General features: G+C 45.7%; 13 protein-coding genes and 1 pseudogene. 10 read left to right on the top strand and 4 right to left on the bottom strand.

What is annotated here, in order from left to right; translation table 11 throughout:
- On the top strand, positions 1 to 742 hold a 742-nt coding region (mgtE, locus tag VOR_RS0115325; protein WP_029627270.1), incomplete at its 5' end, for a magnesium transporter.
- 114 nt (positions 743 to 856) lie between these two features.
- Here the strand turns inward: mgtE and VOR_RS0115330 are convergent.
- The 4 genes and pseudogenes from VOR_RS0115330 to VOR_RS18045 form a co-directional block, all read right to left on the bottom strand.
- Entirely contained in the window at positions 857 to 2,617 is a 1,761-nt protein-coding gene (locus VOR_RS0115330; RefSeq protein WP_010320579.1) for a PglL family O-oligosaccharyltransferase, read from the bottom strand.
- 67 nt (positions 2,618 to 2,684) lie between these two features.
- Positions 2,685 to 5,507, bottom strand: coding sequence for an excinuclease ABC subunit UvrA (gene uvrA, locus VOR_RS0115335; RefSeq protein WP_010320580.1), 2,823 nt, complete (start codon positions 5,505 to 5,507; stop codon positions 2,685 to 2,687).
- Positions 5,508 to 5,692: 185 nt separating this feature from the next.
- Entirely contained in the window at positions 5,693 to 6,562 is an 870-nt protein-coding gene (gene galU, locus VOR_RS0115340) for a UTP--glucose-1-phosphate uridylyltransferase GalU (RefSeq protein ID WP_010320581.1), read from the bottom strand.
- A 117-nt stretch (positions 6,563 to 6,679) separates the two neighbouring features.
- Positions 6,680 to 7,327: pseudogene (locus VOR_RS18045) on the bottom strand (LuxR C-terminal-related transcriptional regulator).
- A 285-nt stretch (positions 7,328 to 7,612) separates the two neighbouring features.
- Here VOR_RS18045 and VOR_RS0115350 point away from each other — a divergent pair.
- From VOR_RS0115350 to mshE, 9 genes are all read left to right on the top strand, one after another.
- A complete protein-coding gene (locus VOR_RS0115350) occupies positions 7,613 to 8,152 on the top strand; it encodes a single-stranded DNA-binding protein (protein WP_010320582.1) in 540 nt (179 codons plus the stop codon).
- A 143-nt stretch (positions 8,153 to 8,295) separates the two neighbouring features.
- Entirely contained in the window at positions 8,296 to 10,284 is a 1,989-nt protein-coding gene (gene csrD / locus VOR_RS0115355; RefSeq protein WP_010320583.1) for an RNase E specificity factor CsrD, read from the top strand.
- A 12-nt stretch (positions 10,285 to 10,296) separates the two neighbouring features.
- On the top strand, positions 10,297 to 11,739 hold the full coding sequence (locus VOR_RS0115360; RefSeq protein ID WP_010320584.1) for a hypothetical protein: 1,443 nt from the start codon (positions 10,297 to 10,299) through the stop codon (positions 11,737 to 11,739).
- The gene (locus VOR_RS0115365) at positions 11,736 to 12,380 is read left to right on the top strand and encodes a type II secretion system protein GspM (RefSeq protein WP_010320585.1); all 645 of its coding nucleotides are present in this window, start codon (positions 11,736 to 11,738) and stop codon (positions 12,378 to 12,380) included. Before VOR_RS0115360 ends, VOR_RS0115365 begins: the two co-directional genes overlap by 4 nt.
- Entirely contained in the window at positions 12,370 to 12,696 is a 327-nt protein-coding gene (locus tag VOR_RS0115370; RefSeq protein WP_033197482.1) for an MSHA biogenesis protein MshK, read from the top strand. Before VOR_RS0115365 ends, VOR_RS0115370 begins: the two co-directional genes overlap by 11 nt.
- Before the next feature lie 14 nt (positions 12,697 to 12,710).
- Positions 12,711 to 14,321 carry a pilus (MSHA type) biogenesis protein MshL gene (gene mshL, locus VOR_RS0115375; protein WP_010320587.1) on the top strand — a complete coding sequence of 537 codons (1,611 nt, stop codon included), beginning with the start codon at positions 12,711 to 12,713 and terminating at the stop codon, positions 14,319 to 14,321.
- A 5-nt stretch (positions 14,322 to 14,326) separates the two neighbouring features.
- Positions 14,327 to 15,172, top strand: coding sequence for an ExeA family protein (locus VOR_RS0115380; RefSeq protein ID WP_010320588.1), 846 nt, complete (start codon positions 14,327 to 14,329; stop codon positions 15,170 to 15,172).
- Positions 15,169 to 16,344: a tetratricopeptide repeat protein gene (locus VOR_RS0115385; protein ID WP_010320589.1), complete on the top strand. Its 1,176-nt coding sequence runs from the start codon at positions 15,169 to 15,171 to the stop codon at positions 16,342 to 16,344. The genes VOR_RS0115380 and VOR_RS0115385 overlap by 4 nt, the downstream gene beginning before the upstream one ends.
- Entirely contained in the window at positions 16,334 to 18,058 is a 1,725-nt protein-coding gene (gene mshE, locus VOR_RS0115390; RefSeq protein WP_010320590.1) for an MSHA fimbrial ATPase MshE, read from the top strand. Before VOR_RS0115385 ends, mshE begins: the two co-directional genes overlap by 11 nt.
- Positions 18,059 to 18,061: the final 3 nt, after the last annotated feature.

The following is an 18,061-nucleotide window of genomic DNA, read 5'->3' on the forward strand; positions in this document are numbered from 1 at the left end:
AGTGTTTGTTCGAGCTGATGAAGATCAAGAGTGTGCAGCGCAAGCCATCAGTAAATACGATTTACTTGCGGTGCCTGTTTTTGATGAGCAATTTCGTTTGGTCGGTATAGTGACTTATGACGATGCGATGGACGTGGCCGAGCAGCAAGCGGATATGGATTTTCATAAAGTCGCTGCGGTTGGTTTTACCGGTAACCTTAAAGAAGCCAGTGTATGGCTAATGTACAAGAAACGTGTGTTTTGGCTGGTGTTGTTAGTCTTTGGTAATCTTTTTTCTGGTGCCGGTATTGCGTACTTTGAGGAGACGATTCAAACCTATGTCGCCTTGGTCTTCTTCTTACCACTGTTGATTGATAGCGGCGGTAATGCAGGATCCCAGTCAGCAACGTTGATGGTTCGAGCCTTAGCCACTGGTGAAGTGGTGATGAAAGATTGGCTATCCATGTTGGTGCGAGAGTTAGGGATTGCGGCGTTATTAGGGGCAACAATGGCTATCGCTGTCTCTTTATTGGGTTTTTGGCGAGGCGGTAGTGATATTGCTTTTGTTGTTGCGGTAACGATGCAAATTGTGGTGATTATTGGTTGTATCGTCGGAATGTTACTCCCATTCATTCTGAATAAGTTTAAGCTCGATCCTGCGTCAGCCAGTGCTCCGTTGATCACGACCATTGCTGATTCTATCGGGGTGATCATCTATTTCAGCGTTGCTACCATGGTGTTGGATTTTCCACCAGTGACGTAAGCCACCCATCCTGCCGTGAGATCTACTGGTTGGAGTGTGAAATAAGCCCAACGGTCAAAAGCTTTCTCTATTTTTGGGAAAGCTTTTTTTATGAATAAGGCTCATATGCTCGATTTAATTGGCAGACGAACGATTAGCCGAACTGGCTGGCGGGCTATACTGCACCTCACTGAAATCCATATTGGGGAACAAAAATGCGGCTTCGGAGCGAATTTGCTCGGCGCGGCTTTCGTCACCAATACCTTGGTAAGCCAAGATCAGATTATTGTAAAAAGCAGGACGCGGTTTATGTTTTATGATGGCCAATGACCAGTCGATGTACGGCGTAATCAATTTAGGATCTTGATTATACAGGCCAATGTTGAGGTAAGTGCTGTAGACATCCCAATCAAAGCGGTCTTGCCAAACTACGGGATTTGTCACCTTTTTCAGGATATCTGGATTCTTGGGTTGAGATTTTTCAAATTGGGTAAGCACATAGTTACTGTGCAGAGCACTGAGCATATAAAAGCTCGTTAAGATCGGTAGTACTAAACTCAACACTCGAAACAGGGATTTACTGATCATGCTAAAAGGAATTGAACGGTATTTAGCCACTCGCTGATCAACCCAAAAAAGAAGAATGATGAAGGTTACCCAGTGAATAGCCGAATGGTAAAACGGATATTCGAGCTGGCTATGTAACACGATAGGGATGAAAAGGGCGAACATCGCAAGCCTAGTCCCTTTCTTGGCCGAATACATCCGCATGAGCACGAAAAGCATAGCCAGTGCGATCCCCAACACAGGTAACAAACCGCCTTCCACTGCCCAGAATAGTAACTCATTATGAGGATGATCCATCGACGCCAACCCCGGTTGGTAGCTAGGGTTTAATTGGTGTTGCCTTGCGGTATAAAGCAAATATTCAGATTCAAACCTGCCATAGCCATAACCCGTGAAGGGTTTTTCTATGACCATATCGATGGTTTGAGGAAAGGTATAACGGCGAGGGCTCTCTAAATCAGCCTTATTCTCTAGAAAATCGCCCGTGCCTTGGGAATAGACAGCGACAAACCCTAAAGCAATACCCAATAGCGTCGCAGCGCTCCATCCCCAAAATCGTTTAGGCGTTGAAAATTTAGACAAGTAAGGCAGAACAAAAAGTGTTCCGAGTATCGCGCCAATCCAACCAGTGCGCGAGGCTAATATCACCAACAACGGCGCAGTGAGCAGTGGAGTGACATAAAGTAGGCTCACTTCGCTGAGATGCTGATTGTATTTCTTCGGTTGACGAGCCAGTAAATAGCCAGATATAACCAGCCCTGTCGCGAGAAAGCTCGCCATCACATTCGGTTGCTGAAAAATGCCGTAAGGGCGGTTGATAAGGGAGTCGTAGCCAAAAATATTCTCGGGTGAAAGCAAAAAGTATTGATACAGAGCAAATAGGGCTTCAATCAATGCCGCGAGTACGATAAACCAGAGCAATCGCTGCTTATGTTTGTTGCTAAAACGAAATTGTTGCAGCAATACAAAAAAAAGCAGCCCAGTCCATAACCCGAGCATTCGACTCAGCGATGCGTCAATTTGAGCATTCGTGTAAAGCAGCGGAACCGTCATGATGGTACAACTGATAAAAAGACCGATGGTCAGTTTGGAATAGCGTAACCTACGGTTAGATGCGAGTTGATACAGACCTAATGAGAGCGTAAAACTAAGAGCAAGCCAAGTGGTTGGATTAAAAGATAAAGCTAGACCTGAGCCACCAGGGTTAGGCATAAAAAAATGCATTGCCAGTAAATAGAGAATGCCAATCGAAAGCAAAAAGGGTTTGTTTAAGGGGATGGCGGGTGTTTGTGCTTCAAGTTGTGTGCCGCTTAGATGCAATGTTGCCATAGGTCTCGCGTTCCAATTAAAAGAAACCAGCAACCAGTTGCTGGTTTCTCTACTTTACCGTTTTTTTCTATTTCAACATAGGCTTAAGAAAGCGTGCCGTGTGTGAACCTTCGATCTGAGCCACATCTTCGGGCGTTCCTTGAGCAATAATTTCGCCGCCGCCTTGTCCACCTTCTGGCCCTAGGTCGATCACCCAGTCTGCGGTTTTGATCACATCTAAGTTGTGTTCAATTACCACCACGGTATTGCCGTGGTCGCGCAAGCGATGCAGTACGGTCAAGAGCTGTTGGATGTCATGGAAGTGTAAGCCTGTCGTTGGCTCATCCAAAATGTACAAGGTTTTCCCTGTATCGCGTTTTGATAGTTCACGAGCCAGTTTGACGCGTTGAGCTTCGCCCCCTGACAAAGTCGTCGCCGCTTGTCCGAGGCGTATGTAGGATAAACCCACGTCAATCAAGGTCTTGAGTTTGCGAGCGATCATCGGTACGGGCTCAAAAAAAGCGTAAGCATCTTCGACGGTCATCTCCAACACTTCATCAATCGCTTTGCCTTTGTAGCGGACTTCCAATGTTTCACGATTATAGCGTTTACCCTTACACACATCGCATGGCACGTAAACATCGGGTAAAAAGTGCATCTCAACCTTAATCACACCATCACCTTGGCATGCTTCGCAGCGTCCACCACGTACGTTAAAGCTAAAACGACCCGGTTTATAGCCCCGAGAGCGAGACTCTTGAGTGCCAGAGAATAGCTCGCGGATCGGCGTGAAAATGCCTGTATAGGTGGCTGGGTTTGAACGGGGAGTTCGGCCTATCGGGCTCTGGTCAATGTCGATGACCTTATCAAAATGCTCTAACCCTTTGATTTTTTGATATGGAGCAGGCGTTGCTGTGGTGGCTCCATTTAAGGCCGTATGAGCAATTTTAAAAAAGGTATCATTAATTAAGGTTGATTTACCGGAGCCTGAAACCCCTGTTACGCAGCTAAATAAGCCAACAGGAATCGATAAATCAACCGTCTTGAGGTTGTTACCCGACGCACCGATAAGCTCCACCGTTTTCTTGGGATCTCTCGGGGTACGCACGGTAGGAATCGCAATTTTTTTCGCGCCGCTCAGGTACTGTCCTGTGAGCGAATTAGGGTTGGAAATTATGTCATTCACATTCCCTTCTGCGACGACCTGCCCACCATGCACACCAGCGCCGGGGCCAATATCAATTACATGATCGGCCATACGAATGGCGTCTTCGTCATGCTCTACAACCAATACCGTGTTGCCTAGATCGCGCAAATGCGTGAGCGTTTTTAATAGCCGTTCGTTATCACGCTGGTGGAGCCCAATCGATGGCTCATCTAAGACGTACATTACCCCAACGAGTCCAGCGCCAATTTGGCTCGCTAAGCGAATCCGTTGTGCTTCCCCTCCTGACAGGGTTTCAGCACTCCGAGAAAGGTTGAGATAATTCAACCCAACGTTGACGAGGAAATGCAAACGGTCATTGATCTCTTTCATTACTTTTTCAGCAATTTGTGCTCGTTGGCCTTCTAAATCAAGAGATTGGAAAAATTGCAAGGCATCGGCAATGCTCAGTTCCACCACTTCCGGTAGCGCGGTATCATTGATAAATACGTTGCGAGCTTCGATGCGTAAACGGGTGCCATTACAACAGGTACAAGGTTTGGTCGAGATGTATTTCACCAAATCTTCACGGACTGAGTTAGATTCCGTATCGCGATAACGCCTTTCAAGTGTATTGAGAATGCCTTCAAACGGATGGCGTTTAACCCGAATATCACCACGATCATTAATGTAGTTAAACTCAATCTCAGTTTTCCCCGAGCCTTTCAAGATGATTTCCTGAACCTTTTTGGGCAGTTTGTTAAATGGGGTATGTAAATCAAAATCATAATGCGCAGCGAGTGATGTGAGCATTTGGAAGTAGTAGTAATTTTTCTGATCCCAGCCACGAATCGCTCCTTGCGCAAGGCTGAGTTGGCTATCTTGGATAACGCGTTCAGGGTCAAAATATTGTTGTACGCCTAAACCATCACAGGTGTGGCATGCGCCCGCTGGGTTATTAAATGAGAACAGCCGAGGCTCTAACTCCTGCATGCTGTAGCCACAGTGTGGACAAGCAAAATTGGCTGAGAATACAATCTGTTCGCCTTCACCATCCATGTCAGTAACCACAGCAATACCGCCTGACAACTCGAGTGCTGTCTCAAAGGATTCGGCTAGGCGTTGCTGTAGGTCAGGACGAACTTTGAAGCGATCAACCACCACTTCAATGGTGTGCTTTTTGTGCAGTTCAAGGGTTGGTGGATCAGTCAGATCGCACGTTTCACCATCAATACGGGCGCGGATAAAACCTTGCGCGGCCAAGTTTTCCAGCGTTTTAACGTGTTCACCTTTGCGCTCTTTCACAATCGGTGCAAGCAGCATCAGTTTTGAACCTTCAGCTAATTCCAACACCTTATCAACCATTTGGCTGATGGTTTGAGCGCGAAGTGGAACTTTGTGCTCAGGACAGCGCGGCTCACCGACTCGCGCATAAAGCAGGCGCAAATAGTCATAAACTTCGGTAATGGTGCCAACCGTAGAACGAGGGTTATGCGAGGTTGATTTTTGTTCAATAGAGATAGCCGGTGAAAGACCTTCAATATGGTCAACATCCGGTTTTTCCATCAAAGATAAAAATTGGCGTGCATAGGCAGAGAGCGACTCAACATAGCGGCGTTGGCCCTCTGCGTAGAGTGTATCAAAGGCGAGAGATGACTTCCCCGAGCCTGATAGCCCTGTAATCACTGTTAATTTATCGCGTGGAATGGTCAGGTTGATATTTTTCAGGTTGTGGGTTCGAGCGCCCCTAACTTCAATTTTGTCCATCATCTAGGCTCTATGTAACACAAGTTAGGCAAGTATTGCATAGTGTGAGTTTTGTGCAAATAGACACTGGAATAAAAAAACAGTAAATAAAAACCACGGAACTTGCCGTGGTTTTTATTGGGGAGGCGCTAGGTTACTGACGCACTAGGTTACTAACGCACTAGGTGACTAACGCATTAGCTTACTTAAGCTTTATGAGTCGAATGTTTATCCAACGCGACTTTTTGTTCGTTCTTTTTGTACATGTTTTCAAAGCAGTAGTTAGTGGCTTCGATATAGCCTTCTACGCTACCGCAGTCAAAGCGTTGGCCTTTGAATTTATACGCCAATACACAGCCTGATTGCGCTTGTTTGAGTAGCGCATCGGTAATTTGAATTTCGCCACCTTTGCCCGGCTCTGTTTGCTCAATCAGATCAAAAATATCTGGGGTTAAAATGTAGCGACCAATGATGGCTAAATTGCTTGGTGCGGTGCCTGGTTCTGGTTTTTCAACCATGTCATCCACTCGGAACAGATCGTCTTTGATCATTTCACCGGAAATAACACCGTATTTATGTGTTTCCTTTTCAGGCACTTCTTGAACGGCAACAATAGAACAGCGGAACTGTTTATAGAGAGCGACCATTTGTGCCAAAACGCCTTTTTCTTGATTGACACATAAGTCATCGGCCAGCACCACCGCAAAAGGTTCATCGCCGACTAACTCTCGACCCGTTAAAATCGCATGGCCTAAACCTTTCATTTCACGTTGACGAATGTAGGTGAAGTTGGCGGTATCAATGATTTCCCGAATATCAACCAGCAGCTCTTCTTTGTTGGTGCCACTAATTTGATGCTCTAGCTCATAGTTTTTATCGAAGTGATCCATGATCGAGTGTTTTCCACGCCCAGTCACAATACACATCCCGGTCATTCCAGCTTGAATCGCCTCTTCAACACCATATTCGATCAAGGGTTTATTGACGACTGGCATCATCTCTTTGGGCATTGATTTTGTCGCTGGAAGAAAACGTGTACCGTAGCCAGCGGCTGGGAATAGGCATTTTTTGATCATGCTATAACCTTATTTTTATTTGAATTGTTAATTGATGGCGCAACCTTATCATGCTTTATGAAACGCTATCACCACTAAAGCGGCGAACTCAGTTAAATTCTGCGTGAAAGCACATAATTAAGACAGAATATTTTGATTGGCCCATGCAATCGCTTGGACCCTATTTTTGACCGATAGCTTTTTGAATATTTGGTAGAGATGTGATTTGACCGTGAATTCACTGATGAATAAATCTTCCGACATTTGGTTATTCGATGCGCCAGTTTGTAAGCAGCGGAGGATCTGTATTTCGCGGGCGGTTAAGTCTGTAATCACTTGAGCAGTATGGGACTCAAACGCGTAGCGATAGTAGTGCAGTAACTGACTTACAGCGTGTCTGGGTAGCCAATTTTGTCCATTAATGATTTCGCCAAGCCCGAATGCAATTTTATCTAAGGTGTCATTTTTATAAAATAGCCCTTTTAAATGGCCAAAGGTTAATAAGTCATTCGTGGTTAATCTTTGCAACACATTGATGAGGATCGTTTCATGATGCTGACTGTTTAATGGGCAGTTTCCCAAGCGTCGTTGCAACTACGCATAATCGGCGTGGTCAATCATCAATATTTTGTGTTTATCTGAACAATACGCTTGGCGCAGGGTTTCTGGCTCAATTTTCGGAATGGGCAGTCCAAGCCGATCGGTTAAATGGTCAATATAAGGGTGTTCTTGCTCTTTATCTAAGCAAAGAAAGTAAATGGTGCGGGTATAGTTTGCTTTTCTCATGGTCACTTCCTGTTGACGAGAATGTTAGACAACGGCCTAGAAAATGACGGAAATTAGGTTATAAAGCCAACGAGATAAATAAAATTGCGCTTAGTTTCATATAGTAAGGTAACTGAGTGTTTTGTCATCCTTAAATTAGAGGTGGCGGTTCTAAAAAATAGGAAATTGAACAAGATTGTGAGATGAATTTTGACAACTATTTCTGTGAAGATTTGTGCCTCGCATAAAGCGTGGTATCCTAGTCAGCTATTTAAAGAACACTCATGATGGAAGACGGAGCAAAACATGGCAAGCCGTGGAGTAAATAAAGTTATTTTAGTGGGTAACCTAGGTAACGACCCAGAAATTCGTTATATGCCTGGTGGCGCTGCTGTGGCAAATATCACCATTGCAACGTCAGACTCATGGCGTGATAAAGCAACTGGCGAACAACGCGAAAAAACCGAATGGCACCGTGTTGCGCTGTTTGGCAAATTAGCTGAAGTGGCTGGTGAATACTTGCGTAAAGGTTCACAAGTATACATTGAAGGTCAGCTACAAACTCGTAAGTGGCAAGATCAAAGTGGACAAGATCGTTATACCACCGAAGTTGTCGTACAAGGCTTTAATGGTGTGATGCAAATGTTGGGTGGCCGTGCTCAAGGTGGTGCTACAGCGCAAGGTGGAATGCCGCAACCACAACAGCAACAAGGTGGCGGATGGGGGCAACCTCAGCAGCCTGCGATGCAAAAGCAACCACAGCAACAGCAGCAGTCAGCTCCTCAACAGGCTCAACCTCAGTATAATGAGCCACCAATGGATTTTGATGACGACATCCCGTTTTAGCAAAAGAATGCTGAAAAAAGCCGCGAAAACCGCGGCTTTTTTATATAGTTATCACTATTAGTAGCATTTTTAGTAGCATTTTCTTATTTGTCAGCACAGCTTAGTGATCGACAAAATTTACGTTGAAAAGGAATTCGGCATTCATGCGGTATACACCAACACTGAAACTGAGTACTCGGTTAGTGGCTTTTGTTACGCTCATCGTAACCAGTGCAATGTTCATTTTGTTTGTTGGTGGAACTTTGTCTTTTCAACGGCTTGGACAAGAATATCTCAATCACTACCTAGCAGGAATTGTGGAGGTGGTCGATAAAGAAATAGAAGATCCTGATGCTGCTTACTCATTGCAACGTTGGATGCCAAAAATGTTGCAAGCCAGTAGCATTGTTGAAATGCAGCTCTCTTCACCCGCTGGCGTCATTTACCGTTTTAAAGATACCTCATCCAAAGTCGACCCCGCCCGTTTGTACCATATCGATATTATCCTTGAACGTAATCCTGACTACATCATTAGTTTTGAAGCCATTCCTCCCTATCTCAGTTATAACTATTCGTTTGGCGCTATGTGGTCCATCACATTAGCCGTTGGTTTGATCGTGTTTTGTTTGATTCGTGGAGTAAAGTGGCTTAAAGAGCAATTGCTGGGATCTGAATTGTTGGAGGAGCGAGGGCGAATGATTCTCGCCGGTCGAGTTGAGCAATATGCCAAAGGTGATCACCGCGAGTGGCCTTATACGGCGAGTGAGGCGCTCGATGTCCTGATTGATGAGCTACAAGATGCTCGTCAAGAGCGCAGCCGCTTTGATACTTTCATCCGGACCCAAACCTTCTTAGATAAATTGACGGGTACGGCCAACCGTGTCCTTTTCGATAGCAAATTGGAATCAGCCTTGTTAGAAAATGGCGCGCGTGGTGGCGTTTTGCTAGTGCGTATCGATGATTGGGATTCTCTGTGCGAAGAAAATGATAAAAAAGCGGCTGATGATCTCGTCGTGGAAGTCGGTGAGAACATCTCCAACGTCATACAGCGTTACCCAGATGTGATTTTATCGCGTTATTACGATACCGATTTTGCCATTTTTGTGCCACATCAAGGGGTGAAAGAGGTTGCTTCTATTGCCACACAATGCTTGAATCTTTTAGCGCGCATATCGCCTCCTGAGCCGCTCGATAAAGAAAACTGGTGCCATATAGGTATCAGTATGTACAGCGAAGGCGAGCGGCGTGGCCGAGTGTTGGATGAGGCAGAAACGGCACTAAAAAGTGCTCAGTTACAGCGAGTGAATACATGGAGCCGCTTTAAAAAGAGTACCTTTTTCCAAGAGGAACGGGGCAGTGTGCGTTGGCGAACTTTGTTTGATCAGGTGCTGACGCCTGAGAAAATAATTTTATTCCGTCAACCTTGCTATTTGCTTGAAAAGACGAATGATTTAGTATGGTTGCATGATGAGTTGTTTGCGCGTATTGATGATCCAGAACAAGGTGTTATAAAAACCTCTCGCTTTCATTCTGCCTTAGAAACGGTTGGTTATGAAATGGTGATGGATCGAGCCGTATTGCTTAAAGTCGTTCGTTTGCTTAAAAGCTCTGAAGTTAAGGCCAATGTGTCAGTGAACTTGCATGTGATTCCATTCGCCGATAAGCAGTATTTTAAGTGGTTCCGGCATGAATTGCTGCAACTGACCTCGAGTAGTAGATCGCAGCTCTCCTTTGAGTTTCCTGAAGGTCGGTTAGTACAGCATCTCGATTATATGCGCCCCGTTATTAAGATGATCTCCGGACTTGGTGCTAAGGTAGTAGTAGGGCAAGCAGGAAGAACCATTGTCAGCACTCACTATATCAAAGACCTTAAGATTGATTTCCTGAAATTGCACCGCAGCTTGATGAAGAAAATCGATCAACGGCATGAGAATCAACTGTTTGTTCGTAGCATGCTTGGTGCTTGTGGTGGTACTCAGACTCAAGTTATCGCGGTCGGTGTCGAAACAGAGCAAGAGTGGCAAACGCTAAAAAACCTAGGCATTCATGGTGGGCAAGGCCGACTGTTTGAAGAAGAACAGCCTTTGTTACCTGAGAAAATAATTAGCCCTAGCGTGACCTTAGGGCGAAGAAATCGTTGGCGTAAAAAATAAAAGCGAACCTATATGAATCTTCAGTCACTGATTGATAAATTAAAACCATCTAAAGCGACGTTGCGGCAATTGTTCGTTGTCGTAAGGCCTGATGCTCTCTATTTCTCGGCTTTGGATGATGCGGTTTTGCCGACAGAGATCCCGCTGAATGGAGAGACCTGGCAACAGGTACTCTTTCACGCACTCAAACCGCTCAACATTAAGGGTACGGTAATTAACCTTGTCCTCCACGCTCATTTTTATCAAACTTATCAAATAGAAAAACCGCAGTTACCCAAACAAGAGTGGTCAGTCGCTCTACCATTTTTATTGAAAGATCTGGTGACAGAGAAAATTACCGATATCATCGCTGATGCTTTCCCATTACCTACTGATAATAAAATTCAAGCTTATGTGGTTTCAAAACGTACGGTATTAGAAGTAGCTTCGCAGTTGAGTTCGATGGGGTTTCTGTTAGGCAAAGTGATTCCCGAAGATGAAGTATGGGCGAGAAGTGCTGGTGAGCTTGAGCATTTTTTGCTGCTACAGCGCAGTAAAAACAGCAGCTTTAAGTTTGACGCATTTGTGGACCGAAAATGCTGTTTTCAACGCACAATGAGAGGGGTTGTCTCTCCCATTACTGGCGTCGCGAGCTCGATTTTACAGCTCGATGGTCTAGCATTAGAACTGCAACGTTCGATTGATTACCTTTCCTCGCAGCTTAAAAGTGCCTCATTACATCAGCTAAAAGTGCTATGTGATGAAGAAGATCAGCAAGAGTTGGTCGGTGCATTAAATGAGCGCCTAAGTGTCAAAGTTTCCTTGCTTGATGAGCGGTTACCGAGTTCGGCACATCTGCTGGTGGAGCAAGTGACTCGCATTGACGATTCAATGCTCAATTTATACCCGGCCCATCTGAAGCCGAAGAAAGAGTACTTTTCACTATCCATGGTTTGTGCGGTTTGGAGTGCTGTTGCTTTAGTGATGCTATTCACTTATGCCGGTTATCAATGGCGAAATAGTGAATTAAAACTGCAATTGCAAACCGAACAAGCGCAAAATAAAGCCCTTGCTGCTGAATTAGAAACGACCAAACAGAAAGTAGAGAAACATAAACCATCGCCTGAAAAAATCGCAGCGATTGAGCGTTTAAAAGATCAAATTAAGGCCAAACAAGCCACATTGGATTCAATTAATGAGTTTGACCAATCACAACAGGTCGGTTACTCCGGGGTGATGCGATCGCTAGCCACACTGAGCCGAGATGATATTTCCTTAACGACTATTACCATCCATCATGAGCAGCTCGATTTGCAAGGCTTGGCCAGAGAGGCGAAAGATATTCCAAACTGGTTAAGTCAGTTTAAAAGCGAACTTAACCTAGTGGGACGTAGTTTTGAAAAGTTAAAAATTGCGCGCAATGAGCAAGGCATTCTCATCTTTGAGCTCAAAACCAAAGCGGAGGATAGCCAATGAATTGGCAGAGCATCAGCAACAAATTCTTAGCCATCAGTTCGCGTGAAAAAATGTTGATCGCCTTGTGCGGTTTAGTAGTGATTGCGCTGCTCCTGTTTAGCTTGTTACTCGAACCTGCGATGAAATCGGTGGCGGCTAATCAGTTGCAGCTTCAGTCTGTTGAGCAGATAAACCAGCGCATGCAAGGTGAAATTCTGTTATTGACTGCTAAGCTTAATAAAGACCCGAATCAAGAGATTAACCTAGAATTTAAACAATTAATGGAACAGAGCCAAGCGCTCTCGCTTGAACTATCCGCCTTGGTTGATTCACTGATTACTCCTGCGAAGATGGCGCAATTGCTTGAAAGCGTTTTGGCAACCAGTCCGGATCTCACTTTTGTCTCCATGGAATCATTAGCAGCAGAGCCGATTGCAAATAACAATCAAGCTTCTGAATATTCAGGTTATTATGTTCATCCTGTGAGATTGGAGTTCACTGGTAATTACTTCGCAATATTGAATTATTTGGCCAACTTAGAAAGTTTACCGATGAAGTATTATTGGCGTCATTTCCAATACAAGGTAGAAAACTACCCTCAAGCCAGAGTCATTATGGAAGTGTACACATTAGGCATTAGACAGGAGTTTATTGGTGGTTAGATCCGTTTTTTCACTGCTGTTGATGTGTGTTGTATGCAGTAGTTGGGCAGCGCAAGATCCTACCGCGCCATTAGGTTGGGTAAGTGAGAGTGCATCACCTGCCAATAAGACAGAGAGCTACCCGTTACCAAGGTTGCAAAGTATTGTATGCCAACAAAACATACCTTGTGTGGCAGTACTTAACGATCAAGTCGTTGGCATCGGAGAGTCACTATTTGGCTACACAGTAGAAGCCATTGAACCACAGCAAGTGACTCTTTCTCGCAGAGGAAAAACGTGGAATTTAGGCCTCTTTTCTCTGGACATCAAGCAGTAAGGTATAGAAATCGTATGCGTAAAATCGTATTAGGCGTAGTCATCGCATCATTAATGGGCTGTTCTATGGGGCATCGCGATCCAGTTGAGATGAAACAGTCTTTGAATCAGGCGATTAATGAAGCTAACAGCCGAAACCTAGCCGTGCTACCAGCGTCCGTAGAAGCGGACTTGATGCCTGAAATAGAGGGAATCACTACGCGTAGTCAAGAAACGGTCAAACGCTTTCGTATCCAAGCTGATAATGTGGATGCAAGGGTATTTTTTGCCAGTTTAGTGAAAGGAACTGAATTTAGTGCCGCCATCCACCCTGAAGTTACTGGAAATGTAACGGTAAATCTAACCGACGTGACTTTGGATGATGTATTGGCCGTCGTGCGCGACATGTATGGCTATGAAATTATCAAAAAGGGTAAAGTGATTCAGGTTTACCCGTCAGGCCTGCGTACGGTGACTATCCCGGTTGATTATCTACAACTTAAACGTACGGGCCGTTCTTTAACTTCCATCACCACCGGTACGATCACTAATACGTATACCGGTTCTAGTTCCTCGAGTAGTTCTAGCTCTAGTTCAAACAACTCATCCAGTAATTCTAAAGGTGGAACGGAAATTGAAACCACCAGTGAAAGTGATTTTTGGCCACAACTTGAAAATGCGGTAGCACATTTGATTGGTTCGGGTAGAGGGCAAGGCGTTGTTGTCACTCCACAAGCGAGCGTAATCACTGTGCGAGCCTACCCTGATGAAATACGTGAAGTGCGAGAGTTTCTAGGCATTTCCCAACAGCGTTTGCAGCGACAAGTGATCCTTGAGGCGAAAATTTTAGAAGTCACCTTGAGTGATGGCTACCAGCAAGGGATCAATTGGTCAAATATGTCGTTTGGCAATGGTGACGTCGTGATTAATAAGGTCGGTAGTGCCGCTTCGTTATTGCCGGGGATGGATGCGATTGGCACTCTTCTGCAAGGCCAAACCAATGTCACTATTTCAGATGGCAGTTTTGAAGCTGTGCTCAATTTCATGGGCACTCAGGGTGATTTAAATGTCCTGTCCAGCCCAAGAGTGACCGCGGCTAACAACCAAAAAGCAGTGATCAAAGTCGGTACCGATGAATATTACGTCACCGATGTGACAGGTGTAGTCGGAAATGGCGAGAACTCTAATGTCGCACCAGATGTTCAACTCACGCCATTTTTCTCGGGTATATCGCTTGATGTGACGCCACAAATTGATGATCAAGGCAATGTGCTGTTGCACGTTCATCCTGCTGTGATTGAGGTGGCAGAACAGAATAAACAGATTGATTACGGAAACACCAAGATCATTTTACCATTGGCGCGTAGTACCATCCGCGAATCAGACTCGGTAATCCGCGCGCAAGATGGTGACGTGGTGGTGATTGGTGGATTAATGAAATCCAACACCTCCAATCAAGTATCTAAAGTCCCTTTTTTGGGGGATTTACCCGGTTTAGGGTATCTGTTTCGTAACACCTCTGAGCTGACTGAGAAAACCGAATTGGTGATTTTGCTTAAACCAACGGTTGTGGGTGTTAATACGTGGCAAAAAGAGCTCGAACGCTCGCGTGAACTACTACAGGAGTGGTTCCCAGACGAAGAATAAACATCATGTATCTTGAGCACTTTGGTTTTGAGCAACTGCCTTTTCATCTCACGCCTAATACATCACTGTTTTTAGGCTTAGCGCCACATTACGAGGCGATTCAGACCGTGAGTGCCGCCATTGATTTAGGCGAAGGTGTGATCAAGATAACCGGAGAAGTCGGAACCGGAAAAACCATGGTGTGTCGTATGTTGATCAATCATTTACATGATCATATTGCACTGATTTATTTACCCAACCCAGCGCTTAATGGTCGAGAACTTCGCCAAGCTGTCGCCAGCGAACTAGGCCTTAGTAAGCAAGATGATGCGGATATTGTTGATCGTATTCAGCAACAATTGATTGTGCTAAAGCAGCAGGGGAAACGAGTAGTCGCGATTGTTGATGAAGCACAAGCGTTACCAGACGATGCATTAGAAGTGCTGCGTTTATTCGGCAATTTAGAAACAGAATACACAAAGTTGTTGCAACTGGTGTTGATCGGCCAACCAGAGCTCGATGAGCGTTTAGCGCAGCACCATCTGCGCCAATTTCGCCAACGAATTACTTTTAGCGCTTATCTGCGGCCGCTCTCTTTAGATGAAACAGTCGCTTATATCGAGAGCCGCTTGAGCAAAGCCGGAGGCGATGCGCAACTGTTTAATCTTGAACAGAAAAAAGCGTTGTGGCGAGCCAGTTATGGCATCCCTCGTTTGATTAATCAAGTGTGTCACAAAGCTCTGTTGCTGGCTTTTACGCAAAACGACAGCACGATTCGCAATCAGCACCTATTTACAGTGATTCACGATACCTTTGATACCTGTAAGCCTAAGTTTAAACGCCCTTTTATGTGGGGATGGAGTCAATCATGAGTGCGATGAACGATGCACTATCAAAACTGGCACAAGCGCAACGCCAATCGGTGGTGAACTTGCAACCAGCGCAAGTTGCGAAAGTAAAACGCAGCCGCGCTTGGTTGTGGATGGTAGCCGGGTTTGCTGCCAGCTTAGCGGTCGGTGGATGGGCGGTGTCACAGCAGCAAGCTATGGTTGACCAAGCTATGGTTGACCAAGCTATGGTTGACCAAGCTGCGGTTGACCAAACTATTGTCGGTCAAACTATGGTCAGCCAAACAGTGGTCAGTCAGACACTGGCCAATCAAGCGATAGTGAATGAACCTAAGAGCCTGTTGTTAGAGGTTGATGAGAGAAGCTCTTCGCCTGCGCTTGTTTCCCCAACCACCAAAATTGTTCCGGTTCACCGTCCCGTTTACCAAACTGCCGTTGTTGCAGTGGACAAAAAAACGGCAAATTCAGCAACGCCCACAGTGACGGTTAAACAGGATTCGGCCTTAGCCAATCAACAGCCGTTGCATTCTAACCGTGCGGTCGCGCTCGGTGCTGAAAGTGGCCAAAAAATCTCAAGTGTTTTGATTGAACAAGTGGATTTGACGCCAGAGCAACTGGCGGTAAAAGCAATGAGCCGCGCTGATAAAGCCGTGGACAGCAATGAGCTCAAAGAGGCACTGGATGCGTACAGTGAAGTGCTACGCTTTACTCCAGATAATGAACTTGCCCGTCAAAAATTATCCGCGCTCTATTACGGCAAAGGTGATGCACGCAAAGCTTTTGAAATTTTACAAAGCGGTATAAAGCTCAATCATAATGGAGAAAGCTTGCGGATCGCGTTAGCTAAATTGCTGATTAAAGAGAAGCAGAGTGAAGCGGCGTTAACCCCGTTAGTTCATTTACCTGACAATGCTTCGATCGATTATCTCTCGCTAAGGGCCGCCTTGGCACAAAAAGCCAAGCAAGATTCACTCGCATTAGAAAGCTATCAACGCTTAGTCAAGCTCGATGCTGATAATGCACGCTGGTGGTTAGGGCTTGCGATAGCACAAGAGCGTACGATGGATTTTCAGGCGGCCAAATATACCTACCAACAAGCGCTTGCGAAAGTTGGCCTCTCGAGTCAGTCGCAACTGTTTATTCGTGATCGCCTAGTCGTACTAAGCAGTTTAGAGGAGAGTACGAGTGCAAATTAAGCTACGAAAACGCTTAGGTGATCTGCTGGTTGAAGAAGGGATCATCACTGAAAATCAAGTTGAACAAGCGCTCGCTGCGCAAAAACGCAGTGGACGTAAACTAGGTGACACGCTGATCGAACTCGGCTTTTTGTCAGAGCAGCAGATGCTGAGCTTCTTATCACAGCAACTTTCGCTGCCGCTGATCGATCTCAGCCGAGCCAATGTCGATATTGATGCAGTGCAAATCCTCCCGGAGGTACATGCACGCCGTTTACGCGCCTTAATCATTGGCAAAAATGGCGACACGCTGCGCATCGCAATGAGTGATCCGGCGGATCTGTTTGCTCAAGAATCTCTGCTCACTCAATTACCCCAATACAGTTTTGAATTTGTTATTGCTCCAGAAAAACAATTGGTTGAAGGGTTTGATCGTTACTATCGCCGCACCAAAGAGATTGCGTCTTTTGCCGAGCAGCTACAACTGGAACACCAAGGCAATACCGCTTTTGATTTCGATATCGGTGATGATGACAGCGACGAAGTGACCGTTGTTAAGCTGATTAACTCTCTATTTGAAGATGCGATTCAAGTCGGGGCGTCTGATATTCATATCGAACCTGATGCTAACGTATTGCGTTTGCGCCAGCGGATTGATGGGGTATTACACGAAACCCTACTCAATGAAACCAACATCGCTTCGGCTTTAGTGCTGCGTTTAAAATTGATGGCCAATCTCGATATCTCTGAAAAACGCCTCCCACAAGATGGCCGTTTTAATATCCGAGCCAAAGGCCAATCGGTCGATATTCGTATGTCGACCATGCCAGTACAGTACGGTGAGTCGGTGGTGATGCGTTTGCTCAACCAATCATCCGGGGTTCGTAAACTGGAAGAGTCAGGTATTCCTACCGATATTTTACGGCGTTTGCGCCACCAGCTTAAGCGCCCTCACGGCATGATCTTAGTCACTGGTCCAACAGGCTCAGGGAAAACGACGACGCTGTACGGCGCGTTATCAGAGCTCAATGTTCCCGGTAAAAAAATCATTACCGCCGAAGATCCGGTTGAATATCGATTGCCACGCATCAGCCAAGTGCAGATCAACCCTAAAATTAACCTTGATTTTTCAACGGTGCTGAGAACCTTTTTGCGTCAAGACCCAGACATTATTCTGGTCGGGGAGATGCGTGACCAAGAAACGGTTGAAATTGGCTTGCGCGCGGCCTTAACCGGCCACTTAGTGTTGAGCACCTTACACACCAATGATGCGGTTGATAGCGCCTTGCGCATGATGGACATGGGCGCGCCGGGTTATTTAGTGGCCAGCGCTGTGCGGGCGGTGGTTGCCCAACGTTTAGTGCGTAAAGTTTGCCCCGATTGCAAAGCAGCGGATGAGGTTGATGAAGCGCGCAAACAGTGGCTGACGGTGCGTTTCCCTAATCAAATTGAAGCGTCTTTTACGCGTGGGCGTGGGTGCCAACACTGCAATTTGACGGGGTACCGTGGACGAATTGGGGTTTTTGAAATGCTCGAACTTGAACATGAGATGATGGATGCGCTACGCGCCAACGATGCGGTTAGTTTTGCGCAAGCCGCTCGTCAGTCGAAGCAGTACAAACCGCTGCTAGCCTCGGCGATGGAGTTGGCGCTACAAGGGGTTGTCAGCTTAGATGAAGTGATGAGCTTAGGTGAAGGTGATTCATCCGGCATCATTCAAGCCATCTATTTATAGTTA

The organism is Vibrio ordalii ATCC 33509, assembly GCA_000257205.1.
Classification (GTDB): domain Bacteria; phylum Pseudomonadota; class Gammaproteobacteria; order Enterobacterales; family Vibrionaceae; genus Vibrio; species Vibrio ordalii.

Bases quoted from the DNA above. Each gene is read 5' to 3' on its own strand.
- VOR_RS0115330 (WP_010320579.1), bottom strand. From the start codon at position 2,617: ATGGCAACATTGCATCTAAGCGGCACACAACTTGAAGCACAAACACCC.
- uvrA (WP_010320580.1), bottom strand. From the start codon at position 5,507: ATGGACAAAATTGAAGTTAGGGGCGCTCGAACCCACAACCTGAAAAAT.
- galU (WP_010320581.1), bottom strand. From the start codon at position 6,562: ATGATCAAAAAATGCCTATTCCCAGCCGCTGGCTACGGTACACGTTTT.
- VOR_RS0115350 (WP_010320582.1), top strand. From the start codon at position 7,613: ATGGCAAGCCGTGGAGTAAATAAAGTTATTTTAGTGGGTAACCTAGGT.
- csrD (WP_010320583.1), top strand. From the start codon at position 8,296: ATGCGGTATACACCAACACTGAAACTGAGTACTCGGTTAGTGGCTTTT.
- VOR_RS0115360 (WP_010320584.1), top strand. From the start codon at position 10,297: ATGAATCTTCAGTCACTGATTGATAAATTAAAACCATCTAAAGCGACG.
- VOR_RS0115365 (WP_010320585.1), top strand. From the start codon at position 11,736: ATGAATTGGCAGAGCATCAGCAACAAATTCTTAGCCATCAGTTCGCGT.
- mshL (WP_010320587.1), top strand. From the start codon at position 12,711: ATGCGTAAAATCGTATTAGGCGTAGTCATCGCATCATTAATGGGCTGT.
- VOR_RS0115380 (WP_010320588.1), top strand. From the start codon at position 14,327: ATGTATCTTGAGCACTTTGGTTTTGAGCAACTGCCTTTTCATCTCACG.
- VOR_RS0115385 (WP_010320589.1), top strand. From the start codon at position 15,169: ATGAGTGCGATGAACGATGCACTATCAAAACTGGCACAAGCGCAACGC.